The organism is Mesorhizobium sp. GW821-FHT07A06 (assembly GCF_059419085.1).
Map to the genome: position 1 here is coordinate 224292 of NZ_JBWKRC010000009.1, position 13331 is coordinate 237622.

A 13331-nucleotide genomic window follows, 5' to 3' on the forward strand; every position below is an offset into this window, starting at 1 on the left:
AGCCCCCAATCGGCCGATGAGCGAAGCGGCATCCGAATCACGCACCAACGCCACCGAATACACGGTGAGCGAGATCTCCGGCGCGCTCAAGCGCACGGTCGAGGACGTCTTTGGCAATGTGCGGGTTCGCGGCGAAATCTCCGGCTATCGGGGCCCGCACTCCTCCGGCCATGCGTATTTCGCGCTGAAGGACGACCGAGCCCGGCTCGACGCCGTGGTGTGGAAAGGCACGATGAGCCGGCTGAAATTCCGTCCCGAGGAAGGGATGGAGGTGATCGCCACCGGCAAGCTCACCACCTATCCCGGCAAGTCCAACTATCAGATCGTCATCGACAATCTGGAGCCGGCCGGCGCCGGGGCGCTGATGGCGCTGCTGGAGGAACGCAAGCGCCGGCTGCAGGCCGAGGGGCTTTTCGATGCCGCACGCAAGCGCCGGCTGCCGTTCATGCCGCGCGTCATCGGCGTCGTTACCTCGCCGACCGGGTCAGTCATCCGCGACATCATCCATCGCATCAAGGACCGCTTTCCGCTGCATGTGCTGGTCTGGCCGGTGCGCGTGCAGGGCGAGACGTCAGGCGTGGAAGTGACCAATGCCGTCGCCGGCTTCAATGCACTGGCCTGGGATAGCCCGATCCAGCGCCCCGATCTCTTGATCGTCGCGCGCGGCGGCGGCAGCCTGGAGGATCTGTGGGGGTTCAACGACGAAGCGCTCGCCCGCGCCGTTGCCGCCTCCGGAATTCCGGTGATCTCGGCGGTCGGCCATGAAACCGACTGGACACTGATCGACCTCGTCGCGGATGTGCGGGCGCCGACACCAACGGGCGCGGCCGAAATCGCAGTGCCCGTGAAGGCCGACCTCGAAGCGACGCTTGCCAGCCTTGGCGCGCGGCTCAAGGCGGCCGTCTCACGCAATTTCGAACGCAAGCGGCAGGCCGCGCGTGCGGCGGCGCGCGCACTGCCCTCGCCCGATCAATTGCTGGCGCTGCCGCGCCGGCGCCTCGATGAGGCGACATCGAGGCTCGGCCGCGGCCTGTCCGTCAGCGTCGATCGCAAGCGGGCGCGGCTCCAGGGCCAGAGGCTGACGCCGGCCACGCTGTCGCGGCGCATCAACGAGGCCCGCACGCTCACCGGCCGTGACCTCGCCCGCGCTCAGGCGGCGTTCTTCGCCATCGTGCGCGAGCGACGCGCGCGCTTTGCGCGCACCGCGACGCGGCTGTCGCCGGCACCGATCGCACGAAGGCAGAAGCAGCAGACCGATGCACTGGCGGCGCTCGCAAGGCGGCAGGATCGCGTCATCTCGCTGCGGCTCGAGCGGCTGCGCGGCCAGTTGAGCCAGGCAGAGCGCCTGCTGACCACGCTCTCGCACAAGGCCGTGCTGGCGCGTGGCTTCGCGCTGGTGAAGGACGCCGACGGCGCGGTCATCAAGCAGGCCGCCGACGTAACATCGGGGATGGCGCTTTCGCTGGAGTTCGCCGACGGCACGGCGGATGCGGTGGCAACCAGTGGTGCGGCGCGGCCGAAGCCGGCTGCCAAGCCAGCGGCCAAGGCCAAGGAACCCGGCAACCAGGGATCGCTGTTTTGACCATGACCGGAAATCCGCACCATCTGGCCACGCCCGGCGGCAAGCCGCGCGCACGGAGCTTCGGCATAGGCTTCGACGGTACGCCCGGGCCGTTCAACGCAATCACCGACGTGTCCGGCGTCGCTGTCGGCCATGCGACATTGATTTCCGGGGAAGGTGCGCTCGTCGTCGGCAAGGGGCCAGTGCGCACCGGCGTCACCGCGATCCTGCCCAGGCCACGCGCCGATCTGGCCACGCCGGTCTTCGCCGGTATCTTCAGCCAGAATGGCAATGGCGAGTTGACCGGCTCGCACATCGTCGAGGAAACCGGTGCCTTCAACTTCCCGATCACCATCACCAACACGCACTCCTGCGGCGTTTCGCGCGACGGCACGCTGCGCTGGATGCACCAAGTGCTGCCGGCCGCGCTCGACAGCGGCTGGGGCCTACCGGTGGCGGCGGAAACCTATGACGGGTTTCTCAACGACATAAACGGTCACCATCTGAGCTTTGAGCACGTGACCGAAGCCCTTGACGGCGCAACCAGCGGGCCGGTCGAGGAAGGCAGCGTCGGCGGCGGCACAGGCATGATCACCTTCGGCTTCAAGGCCGGGGCGGGCACGGCGTCGCGCGTCGTTGGATGGCAGGGACATTCCTATACGGTCGGCGCCTTCGTGCAGTCGAATTTCGGCAAGCGGCGCAATTTTACCCTTCGCGGCCTGCGTGCCGGGCCGGAACTCACGGAACCGGCGATCCGCGAAGGCACGCCCCGCGCCGAAAAGGGTTCGATCATCGCCGTTGTCGCCACCGATGCGCCATTCCTGCCGCACCAGATGAAGCGACTGGCCCGCCGTGTGCCGCTCGGCGTCGCCATGACCGGCGGCTTCGGCTATCACAGCTCGGGCGATATTTTTCTCGCCTTCACGACGGCCAATCCTGCCGCGGCACTGGCGCCGTCCGGCCGGATCGCCAATGCCGATTTCATTCCCGATACGGACATCGACCCGTTCTTCGATGCCGTGATCCAGGCGGTCGAGGAATCGATCCTCAACGCCCTCGTCGCCAATGACGACATGAGCGGGCGCGACGGCAATTTCGTGCCGGCACTGCCGAAGACCTGGTTGAAAGAAAAGTTCGGCTGAGACGACAACGCGGGCCGACGGGCCCGCGCATTCAGACAGAATGGCCGTTAAAATCTATTCCGCGGCCTTGCTGGAGGCCTGCTGGTGCTCGTCGGCCTCGGCCGCTTCCTCGAGCCGGGAAGCAATGAGCTCCTGGATATCGCCGACTTCTTCCTGGATGTCCTCCAGCGGGATGCCGACCTCGGCCGCCTTGGCGGCGCATTCCCTGGCCAATGTCTCGGCCTGCTTGTCGATCCTGGCCTGGGACTGGCAATGGACCTTTTCGCCGATCCATCCCCGCAAGAACTCGATGGCGTGTTCACTCATACTGCTGTTCCCTGGCGGCAAAGCCGGTTGGTAATCATAAACGTCGGCATCCCGCAAAGGATGCATCTTCCCATTCCAGCCGAGTCGCGGCCAGCCGGCAAGTCAATGCCGTCCAGGGTCCACAGAGCCGAAGGAAATCGAGGGGTGAAGAACATTTTCTGATTCTGAAGGACTGTACCGTTGGCGGGATCTGGCCCGCGCCGAGCAATTGCTTCTACCTTTTACGGCTTTCAGTCCGTTTCTTAATCTCAATGGCTGTCGCTACAGCCGCTTTTTGACGTTCGCCCTCAAGGCGCGAGCCAGCGAGGCCGCCGCTATATAGTGATATCCTCCCGCAATGTCGACTCCTGCCAACCGTGCCCACAGGTTGCACCAAAGTCGCACTCCCGCGCCCCATCAGAAGGTCTCAACCCAGGGCCTCAGCTCCATTTCCCAGGTCCAGGCGCTGCGGTGCTGGCGATGGATGGAGAGATAGGCTTCGGCGATGGCGTCCGGAGACAGTCGGCGATCCGGCGGACCGGGCTCCTGCCCGGACGAAACCGAGGCGATGGCGCCGTCGATGATGAAATGCGCGACGTGGATGTTCTTCGGCGCCAGCTCACGAGCCATGGACTGGGCCAGCCCGCGCAAGCCGAATTTGGGCATCGCAAAACCGGCGGACCCGGCGAACCCCTTCACGCTTGCCGTCGCACCGGTGAAGAAGATCGAGCCAGCCCCTTGGGCGATGAGCCGGTGCGCCGCCTGCTGGCCGACCAGGAACCCGCCATAGGCCCCAACCAGCAAAGCCTGCCGGACCGCCTCGGGATCAAGCTCGGCTATCGGCCCGCGAGCGCGTCCGCTGGCGTTGAAAACCACCAGCGAGAGCGGACCGGCCTTGTCGGCGACATCGAACAGACGCTCCACCGAAGCGGGGTCGGAGACATCCGTTGCCATGGCCTGCGCGCCTGTCTCAGCCTGCAATGCGCCGAGTTTCTCGATGTTGCGGGCGGCCAGAACGACGCTGAACCCTTCCTTGGCGAGGAGGCGCGCCAGCGAGGCGCTCAAGCCGGAACCCGCACCGGCGATGACGGCGACATTGGATGTCATGAGACCTCTCCTTCCTTGCACGGATCGCGGTCGGTGACTGGCGAATGAACGGGGGTGAAGCTTGCCGGATCAGCGCGGCGGCGGCAACGCCGAGGCACCTGGAATTGCTCCAGAAAAATGGCCGGGCGCGAAAACGGCCCGGCCAAAAAGAAGGTCATAACCTTCAGAGGGGAACACCGCTCGGCGAAATGGGAGGAAAACACCGAACGGATTTTTCTCTTTTGTACCGATTCTCGGACAGATACGACGGACGATTTTCTAAAGATTGGCCAGAATTGCGAAAATTCTATTCCTTCTTCGGCAGGGCGCTCAACCAACCCGGCTTTCCCCTTCAAGCAGATCCGCATAATGGCGCCGCGCGACGTCGGGATGCGAGCGCAGCCGGCTTTTCAGCACATTGGTCCCGACATCGCGAAACAGCGGATTGTCCGGATCGCTGGCCGGTCCACGCGCCTGCGCCGCCAGTTCCTCGGAAAGGCCAAGCAGCGGTATCGTCGCATCGAGCCTCGCGCTGAAGAAGAACGGCACGGAAATGCGCTCGACGCCGGCTGGTGGCGTCACAACCCGATGCACGGTGGCGCGCAAATAGCCGTTGGAGGCCAGTTCGAGCAATTCGCCGATGTTGACGACGAGCGTGCCGGGAATGGGATCGACATCGACCCAGCTGCCGTCATAGTCGACCTGGAGTCCCTTGTTGTCATCCTGGAGCAGCAGCGTCAGGAAACCGCCATCCTTGTGCGCGCCCACGCCCTGGTCGCCGCCAGTTGCATCGCGGCCGGGGTAGCGCACGATCTTCATGCGGTGATTGGGTTCCCCGCGATAGATCGGGTCGAAGGCGTCCTCGGGCTGATCGAGCGACAGCGCGAAGGCTTTGAGCAACCGGATCGCCACGGCCGTCACCTTGCTCTGCCAGGCAAGCAGCGCCGGCTTGAGATCCGGCAGCGCCGCGGGCCACTGGTTCGGCCCCTGCAGCCGCGTCCAGGCCGGAATTCCCGGCCCTTGCGCGATCGTCTGACGTTCGACGCCGATGTCGAGTTGCTCGCGCCAGTCCTCCTTGCCCCTGGTCAGTTCGCCGCCTGCGCGCGTATAGCCGCGGAACTGCGAGGATTTGACCATCTCGATTGCAAGCTTGTCGGCTTCCGGCAAGGCAAAGAAGTGACGCGACGCGGTGAGTACCTCGCTGATCTCCGCCCAGGAGATGCCGTGTCCGGCCAGGTAGAAAAAGCCGATGTCACGCGAAGCGGAGCGCAAGTCCGCCAGAAATGTCCGGCGCTCGGACGCGCCTTGCTCAAGACGGCTCAAATCAAGCACGGGCACTATTCTTGGCATATCGGGTTCCTTTCCCAGTGCTTTCCGGGCGTTGTTTGAAATCACCGCTTCGGAAAACCCAGCCGATTGAACATGCAGGCACGTTTGCGCGACCATGGCCGCCATCAATGCGCGCAAGTCTCATCGACTTCGAATTGCCGGGAAAGAAACGATCGGCCCTTCGGCGCAGCCGCGACGAACAATTTTTCCATTCGGACGACCAGACTGATGATGATCGCGATCATGCCATGACAGACAGGCGTTGGGCGCGCCCAATCGCCATCAATCCTGCCGGGCCGCCCTCAACAGCATGCCAAACAGGTCGCGCGGCTCATCGGGGTCGGCCAGCATGTCGAGTTCCTGGTAGAGGCCGGTCGACTTCAGCTGATCCCTGACATAGCGCAGTGCCGAAAAGTCCTCGATGGCGAAGCCGACGGAATCGAACAGCGTGATCTGGCCGGTATCGCGCCGGCCCTTAACGGCGCCTGATATGACCTGCCACAGTTCAGTGACTTCATGATCCGGTGCGAGTTGCTGGATCTCGCCTTCGATGCGGGTCTGCGGGGGATATTCGACGAAAATATCGGAGCGCAGCAGGATATCGCGGTGCAGTTCGGTCTTGCCCGGGCAGTCTCCGCCGACCGCGTTGATGTGGACGCCGGAACCGACCATGTTGTCGGTGAGAATGGTGGCATACTGCTTGTCGGCGGTGACGGTGGTGATGATGTCGGCGCCCTCGACCGCCTCCTGCGCGGTCGTGCAGGCGGTCATGTCGAAGCCGAGCCCGGCCAGATTGCGGATGCATTTCTCGGTCGCCGAACGGTCGATATCGTAGAGGCGCAATGTGTCGATGCCGAGCAGCGCCTTGAAGGCCAGCGCCTGGAATTCGGCCTGGGCGCCATTGCCGATCAGCGCCATGCTGCGGGAGCCGGCCGGCGCCAGATGTTTTGCCGCCAGAGCCGACATCGCCGCCGTGCGCAGCGCGGTCAGGATGGTCATTTCCGACAAGAGCACCGGATAGCCGTTGTGGACATCGGCCAGCATGCCGAAGGCGGTGACGGTCTGGCGGCCCTCGCGCATGTTCTTGGGGTGGCCGTTGACATATTTGAAGCCGTAGACCTCGCCGTCGCTGGTCGGCATCAGTTCGATGACGCCCTCGGCGCTATGCGAGGCGACGCGCGGCGTCTTGTCGAACAGGTCCCAACGGCGGAAATCATCCTCGATATAGCCGGCAAGCTCAACGAGGAAGCGTTCGACGCCGATCTTCAGCACCAGCTTCATCATGTGGTCGACGCTGACGAACGGCACGATGTTGAGATTGGGGATCATTTTGTTTTCCTTGCCGGCGTTCCGGTCAGTCCTGGCGATGCGCGTTGTGCGTCTTCATCATCGCGGCAAGCGCCGGATCTTTCTCCTCCAGCGCGCTGATGGCTCTGCCCGTATCATGAAGGCGCTCATCCTGCCCCATCTTGAATTTGGCTTCGATCCGCTCGATCGGCAGGTCGAAGCCGATGATGTGAGGTATGCGCCGTTCCATGCCGCCCGGACCGAGTTCGCGCATGCGCCAGCGGTCGTCGCGACCGTTTTCCAGCACGTCGACCAGTTGCAGCAAATGCCGGGCAGTGGCGTGCGCGTCGAGCGGCACCGGATGGCCATGGCAATGCACCACGGCAAAGTTCCAGGTCGGCGCGCTGTCGCGGACCGGGTTGCGCGGATACCAGGAGGACGAGATGTAGCCATGCGGCCCCTGGAAGACGGCAACCGTCTCCCGGCCCTGCGCAATCAGCTCGCTGTGCGGATTGGCCCTGGCGAGATGGGAGACCAGTGTTCCGTTTGCGCCCCGCGTGCGGTCGAGCACGAACGGCAGATGCGAGACGACGAGCCCTTGCGGCCCTGATGTCACCACCGTGGCGAAAGCGGCCGCCTCGATCAGGCCGAACACGGCGTCGCGCGACAAAGGCGCGAATTCCGGCTTGCTGTACATGAAGCTTCTTCTTGTTTGAGCATGATCCTATCCGAAAACCGATTCCCACTTTTCGGGATCATGCTCTAGCTACGCTGGACCCGGACCGCCGGGATCAAGCCTTGCGGCCGCAGCAGCAGCACGGCGATGACACCCGACAGCACGATGGCGTCGCGATAGGGCGCGATCGCCGCCGGCAGCGTCGCCTGCAGCAGCACCTCGATGATGCCGAGCAGGAAACCGCCCGCGACGGCACCCGGCAGGCTGCCGAGGCCACCGACGACGGCGGCGATGAAGGCTTTCAGCACCGGCGTGAAGCCCATCAGCGGATCGACCGAGGCGCGTTGCGCCACCCACAGCATGGCCGCCAACCCCGCCAGCAAGCCGGAGAGCAGGAAAGCGGTGGCGATGATGCGGCTGGCCGGAATGCCCATCAGGCGCACGACGTCGAAATCCTCCGCCGCTGCGCGCATCGCTGTACCGGTCACCGAGCGGCGCAGGAAGACCTCCAGCGCAATCAGCGCCAGCGCCGAGACGACAATCGAGATGCTGGGACCGACGCCGATGGTGAAATCACCGAAGGAGAAGGCGCCGGTCATCCAGCCCGGCATGGCGACGGCCTGCGGCCGGGCCGAAATACCGTTCTGGAAGACAACTTTCAAAAGGCTCGACACGGCGAAACTGGTCAGCAGAAGACTGGTGACGCTGGCGCCACGCATCGGCCTGAAGGCGATGCGCTCCATGGCGACAGCGGCGAGCGCGCCGCAGGACACGGCGACAAGCACGGCCACCGGGAAGGGAAAGCCGAGCACCAGCGACGCCAGAAGCGCATAGCCCGACAGCGTCATCAGCTCGCCATGGGCGAAATTGATGAGGCCGACGATGGAGAAGACAATGGCCAGGCCGAGCGCCAGCAGCGCATAGACGCCGCCGAGGCTGACCGCATTGATGATCTGCTGCGCGACCATGCTTCTTAAGCTCCCAGATAGGCTTGGCGGACGAGGTCCGAAGAGGCGAGTTCTTTAGCCGTGCCCGACAGCACCACCTCGCCATCGGCAAGCACGACGGCGCGGTCGGCGATTTCCAGCGCCAGTGCCACATTCTGCTCGACCAGAAGGATGGTCAGGCCCTTGCGGCGCAGTTCGGCGATCAGGTCGAAGACGGTGTCGATCAGTTGCGGGGCAAGGCCGAGCGACGGCTCGTCGAGCAGGATCATGCGCGGCTTGCCCATCAAGGCGCGGGCGATGGCCAGCATCTGCTGCTCGCCGCCGGACAGGTTGCCGCCCTTGACGCGGTGGTAGCGACGCAGGATCGGAAACAGCTCCAGCATCTCCTCCTCGCGCACGCGCGCCTCGGCCGCCGGCTGATGCACCGCGCCGCCGAGACGCAGATTGTCGGCGACCGTCAGGCTAGCGAAGATGCGACGGCCTTCGGGAACCAGCGCGACCCCCTTGCGGGCGATGGCCTCCGGAGCCAGGCCCGTGATGTCGGCCCCGTCGAACACCACCTTGCCGGACGCAGCCGGCACCAGCCCGGCGACGGCGCCGAGCGTCGAGCTCTTGCCGGCGCCATTGGCGCCGACCAGCGCGATGATCTCGCCGCTGTCGACGGTGAGGTCGACACGGCGCACCGCCTCGACTTCGCCGTACCGGATCTTCAGGGCTTCGACGCTCAGCATGGCATCACGGCGCGGGAACGTCGGCGGCGGCGGGGATCAGGGTCTCGACATGCTTGCCCTCGCCGCCGTCGTAGCGCATCAGCGCCACGGGCCTGAGCGGCATGCGGTCGGTGCCGGCATAGGTGATCTTGCCGGTGATGCCTTCGAAATCCTTGAGGTTGGCGATGGCGTCGCGGATGGCCTTGGGATCGTCGGACCCGGCGGTCTTGACCGCCTGATCGAGGATCAGCCCGATCTCGTAGCCATTGACCTCATAGGTCGATTCCGGCGCGTGGCCGGCATATTTGGTGAAGGCGGCGTTGAAGGTCTCGAGCTTGCTGCCCGGCTCGGCATAGCCGGCCGCGGTATAGACGACGCCGTCGACCAGCTTGCCGAGGGCCTTGATGGTCGGCGTGCCGATGGCATCGGCTCCATAGACCGGGATGGTAACGCCGGCGCCACGCAATTGCTGGATGAAGGCCGGGAAATCCGGCTCATAGGCGGCCGTCATGATCAGGTCCGGCTTATCGGCCAGGCCCTTGATATTGGTGATCTCGGCGGAGAAGTCCGGCTGGCCCATTGTGAAGGTGCCGCGGCCGACGACGGCGCCGCCCTTCTTCTCGAACACCTTGCCGAAATATTCCGGCAGGTTGGCGGTATAGGTGGAGTCCGGCGAGGTCAGCAGGAACACCTTCTTCTTGCCTTCGGAGACGGCGAAATCCGCCACAGCCGTCGCCTGCACATTGTCGGCCGGATAGGTGCCGAACATGACGTCGCCGACCGCACCTGTGAGCACGGGAGCGGAGCCGCACAAGGTCAGGGTCGGAATGCCGAGCGGCTGGGTGAGCTGGCCGGCTGAGATCGAAGGATCGGCATCGCAGGGCGTGATCATGACCTTGGCGCCGGCGTCGATCAATTCCTGGGCGACGGTGGCGGTCTGCGCGGTGTCGGAGCGCGTGTCCTTGATCAGCAGCTTGACTGTGTATTTGCCGCCGAGCCCGCCCTTGGCGTTGAGCTCGTCAAGCGACATGCGCAACCCGGCAAGGGCCGGCTGGTCGTAGGGGGCAAGGCCGCCGGTCTGCGCGGTCGCCGCACCGATGATGATCTCCTCGGCACTCGCCGTCGAAACGGCGGCGATGCCTGACAGGGCCGCGCACAGGGCAGCGCGGTGGAGGCGATAGAGGCTTGGCATGTCGGTTCTCCTTCTGGATTTGTTATCGTTGGCTGTCATCGTTGGTCTATGCGGGCTGGTTTTCAGCTGTTGCGCTCTTGGCGCGCGCCGTGCGGCTGCCGAGATAGGCCGCGATGACGGCGGGGTTGTTCTGGACATCGGCAGGCGTGCCGTCGGCGATGACGCGGCCATGGTCGATGACGACGATGCGCTCGCAAAGGTTCATCACCAGCCGCATGTCATGCTCGATCAGCACGACGCCGACGCGGCGCTCGGCACGCACCGCCGACAGGATGGAGACGAGTTCGGCGGTCTCGACGGCGTTCATGCCGGCGGCCGGCTCGTCGAGCAGCAGGAAGCGCGGCTTGAGCGCCAGGGCGCGGGCCACTTCCAGCCGACGGCGCTGGCCGTAGGCGAGCCGTGCCGCCGGCTGGTCGGCTGACTTCTCCAGGCCCATGCGGGACAGTTCGCGCATCGCCGCGGCCTCGGCGCGGCCGAGATCCGGTTCGACCTGTCGGGCGGCGACGACGACGTTTTCCAGCACCGTCATGTGCGGAAAGACGCGGATGTTCTGGAAGGTGCGGGCAATGCCCGATCGCGCAAAGCGAAAGGCCGAGGCCTGCCGCACCACGCCGCCGACGGACACTGTTCCCGCACTGGGTTGCACATCGCCAGCCAGCATGTTGAGCAGTGTCGTCTTGCCGGCGCCGTTGGGTCCGATGATGCCGGTGATGCTGTCGGTCTCGAAGCTCAAGCTGACGTCGTCCACCGCGACGACGCCGGCATAGCGGCGCGACAGATGGTCGGCCACCAGCCGGTCGGCACCAACCTGTTGCGGCACAGCGGCCGAAGCCATGTCCGCCTGGCGCCCGGACCGGTGCAGAAGGTTGAGCTCGCGTTCGCCGAAAAGGCCGGTGGGCCGGCGCCAGATGACCAGGATCATGGCGATGGCCAACACGCCCTGGGTCAGACCGAAGAGGACAGGCAGATGCAGGCCGAGCACCTCGCCGCCGCCCTCGAAGCGGCGCACCACCTCGATCACCACGATGGTGACGATGACGCCGGCGAAGGCGCCGAGCGAGGAGGTCATGCCGCCGACGATCAGCATGGCGAGCATGGTGAAGCCGAGGTCGAAATAAAAGTCGCGCGGCGAAAACGCGCCCAGGAATTGCGCCATCATGGCGCCTGCGGCCATGGCGGCGACCACGCCCGCCACCCAGGCGGCCAGCCGCGCCGTGCGCTGGTCGACGCCGACGGCGGCGGCGCCGCGCTCGTCATTGGCGGCGGCGCGGGTGGCAAGACCGAAGGAGGTCTCGCGGAAGAGCCTCGCCGCGATCAGCGCCACCGAGGCGATCGCCGCGGCGGTCCACAGCCCGACCTCTCGCGGCACACCGTAGAATGGCTGGCTGCCTCGGGTGATCTCGCGCCCGGCGACCAGCAGCGTGTAGACGATGATCAGCATGGCGAGCGTGGCGATCGAGGCGCTCGACCCGGTCAGTCGAAGCAAGGGCGTGCCTGTCAGCAGGCCGATGACGACAGCCAGAACCAGGACGACGGCCAGCGCCGCGAAGAAGGAGAGTTGGTACCCGGCAAGGAATTCCGGCAGATCGCGCAACGCCGTGCGCTGCAGCGCGCTTGGCATGGTGAGAATGCCGGTGGCGTAGGCGCCAAGGCCGACAAAGGCGGCCTGACCGAAAGAGACGATGCCGCTATTGCCGGAGAAAATCTGCAGCCCAAGCACTGCCGTCAGCATGATCGCGGCATAGGTGACGACGCGCTGCATGGCGGCGCCGCCGAAGACGAAGGCGGCAAGCGCCACCAAGAGCAGCACCGCCACCATGCACAATGCATCGGCCGCGGCGTTGCGGAACGCGGCCGGCATGAAGCCGCGCGGCTTGCGCTCGCTCATCATCACCGCTGCCATCACGCGGCCTTGAAGCGGCTGGGCGAAAACGGCGCCAGGATCGACTGAGGGCCTTCGGTTACCAGTCTGGCGATTGCCTCGCCGACTGCCGGCCCGGTCTTGAAACCGTGGCCTGAGGACCCTGCCGAAACGACCAGACCTTCGACACCGGGCATGGCGCCGATGACCGGCAGATCGTCGGGGCTCATATCGTAGAGCCCGGCATAGCCGGGGCGGATGCCAAGCTCGGCCATTGCGGGCACGCGGGTAGCAAAGGTCTCCAGGATCTCGACCGATTCGGACTCTTCGACGCCTTCCATGTAGGCGTCGGGGTTCTCGACGAAACGCGGCCGGCCGGCGTGCTCGTGACGCAGGCCAGTGCCGCCACCGGCCCAGGTGCCGGCCAGGATGACGCCGTCATTGTCGGGCCGCGCGTAGTTGCAGGAAATGTCGTCGCACCAGGCGAACGGCATCACCTTGCGGGCCTGCCCGGCGGCGTCGAGCACGGCCATCGGATGGCGCTCGACATGCAGCGGCAGATCGAGGCCCACCGTCGCCAGCAGGCGGCGCGTCCAAGGGCCGGCGGCCAGCACGACCGTATCGGCCTCCAGCACGGTGCCATCGGTCAAGGTGACGCCGGTGATGCGGCCTCCCTGCCGCCGAAGGTTTTCGACAAGCGTGTTCTGCAGGATCTTCGCGCCATTGGCACGGGCGGCGCGGGCGATGGCGTTGGTGGCGCCGAAAGCATCGGCATAGCCGTACTCGGGTTCCCACAGCGCCAACGCGACATTGTCCAAGGCAAAGCCGGGTGCCGCATCCGCAAAAGCCTGCGACGACAGGGTCTCGATCCGCGCGCCCTCGCCGCGGATTCGTTCGGCCGCCGCCTTCCAGCCCGCCTCATTGTCGTTGCCACAGACCCACATCATGCCGATCTCGGTGACGAAGGACCCCTCGCCCGCGATCTCGGGCAGCGACACCAGGATTTCGCGGCCACGGATGGAGAGCTGCGACAATTCCGGCATCAGGTAGAAGGCATGCAGCAGCGCCGAAGACTTGCCTGACGGACCACCAGCGGGATGGGTCTGCTCGACCAACACGACATTCGCACCGGCCTTGGCGAGATGATAGGCGGTGCTCGATCCAACAATTCCAGCACCAACGACGATGACGTCGCTTCCGTTTCGCATGGCTGTTCCCCACAGTCTCTTGGCTGCTTTCCGACAAGGTAAGGCTA

12 protein-coding genes are annotated in these 13331 nt (G+C 65.4%); 2 read left to right on the top strand and 10 right to left on the bottom strand.

Going from position 1 to position 13331, the window contains the following annotated elements:
- The first annotated feature begins 16 nt into the window (after positions 1 to 16).
- Positions 17 to 1582, top strand: coding sequence for an exodeoxyribonuclease VII large subunit (gene xseA, locus AC07SZ_RS25765; RefSeq protein ID WP_494916410.1), 1566 nt, complete (start codon positions 17 to 19; stop codon positions 1580 to 1582).
- A gap of 2 nt (positions 1583 to 1584) precedes the next feature.
- Entirely contained in the window at positions 1585 to 2703 is a 1119-nt protein-coding gene (locus AC07SZ_RS25770; protein WP_494916443.1) for a DmpA family aminopeptidase, read from the top strand.
- Between the two features lie 54 nt (positions 2704 to 2757).
- Here AC07SZ_RS25770 and AC07SZ_RS25775 read toward each other — a convergent pair whose 3' ends face one another.
- From AC07SZ_RS25775 to AC07SZ_RS25820, 10 genes are all read right to left on the bottom strand, one after another.
- Positions 2758 to 3009, bottom strand: a complete 252-nt coding sequence (locus AC07SZ_RS25775) for a DUF768 domain-containing protein (RefSeq protein WP_056565310.1) — start codon at positions 3007 to 3009, stop codon at positions 2758 to 2760.
- Positions 3010 to 3405: 396 nt separating this feature from the next.
- Positions 3406 to 4095: an SDR family NAD(P)-dependent oxidoreductase gene (locus tag AC07SZ_RS25780; RefSeq protein ID WP_494916412.1), complete on the bottom strand. Its 690-nt coding sequence runs from the start codon at positions 4093 to 4095 to the stop codon at positions 3406 to 3408.
- Positions 4096 to 4404: 309 nt separating this feature from the next.
- Positions 4405 to 5424: an isopenicillin N synthase family dioxygenase gene (locus AC07SZ_RS25785; RefSeq protein ID WP_494916413.1), complete on the bottom strand. Its 1020-nt coding sequence runs from the start codon at positions 5422 to 5424 to the stop codon at positions 4405 to 4407.
- A gap of 261 nt (positions 5425 to 5685) precedes the next feature.
- A complete protein-coding gene (gene ocd / locus AC07SZ_RS25790) occupies positions 5686 to 6732 on the bottom strand; it encodes an ornithine cyclodeaminase (protein ID WP_056565318.1) in 1047 nt (348 codons plus the stop codon).
- Positions 6733 to 6757: 25 nt separating this feature from the next.
- On the bottom strand, positions 6758 to 7387 hold the full coding sequence (locus tag AC07SZ_RS25795) for an FMN-binding negative transcriptional regulator (RefSeq protein ID WP_494916415.1): 630 nt from the start codon (positions 7385 to 7387) through the stop codon (positions 6758 to 6760).
- 65 nt (positions 7388 to 7452) lie between these two features.
- A complete protein-coding gene (locus AC07SZ_RS25800; protein WP_140774912.1) occupies positions 7453 to 8334 on the bottom strand; it encodes a branched-chain amino acid ABC transporter permease in 882 nt (293 codons plus the stop codon).
- Between the two features lie 5 nt (positions 8335 to 8339).
- Entirely contained in the window at positions 8340 to 9044 is a 705-nt protein-coding gene (locus tag AC07SZ_RS25805; protein ID WP_494916417.1) for an ABC transporter ATP-binding protein, read from the bottom strand.
- Positions 9045 to 9048: 4 nt separating this feature from the next.
- Entirely contained in the window at positions 9049 to 10215 is a 1167-nt protein-coding gene (locus AC07SZ_RS25810) for an ABC transporter substrate-binding protein (RefSeq protein WP_494916419.1), read from the bottom strand.
- A gap of 46 nt (positions 10216 to 10261) precedes the next feature.
- Complete coding sequence (locus tag AC07SZ_RS25815) at positions 10262 to 12118, bottom strand: branched-chain amino acid ABC transporter ATP-binding protein/permease (protein ID WP_494916421.1); 1857 nt, start codon at positions 12116 to 12118, stop codon at positions 10262 to 10264.
- Positions 12118 to 13284 carry an NAD(P)/FAD-dependent oxidoreductase gene (locus AC07SZ_RS25820; RefSeq protein ID WP_494916422.1) on the bottom strand — a complete coding sequence of 389 codons (1167 nt, stop codon included), beginning with the start codon at positions 13282 to 13284 and terminating at the stop codon, positions 12118 to 12120. The genes AC07SZ_RS25815 and AC07SZ_RS25820 overlap by 1 nt, the downstream gene beginning before the upstream one ends.
- Between the last annotated feature and the right edge of the window lie 47 nt (positions 13285 to 13331).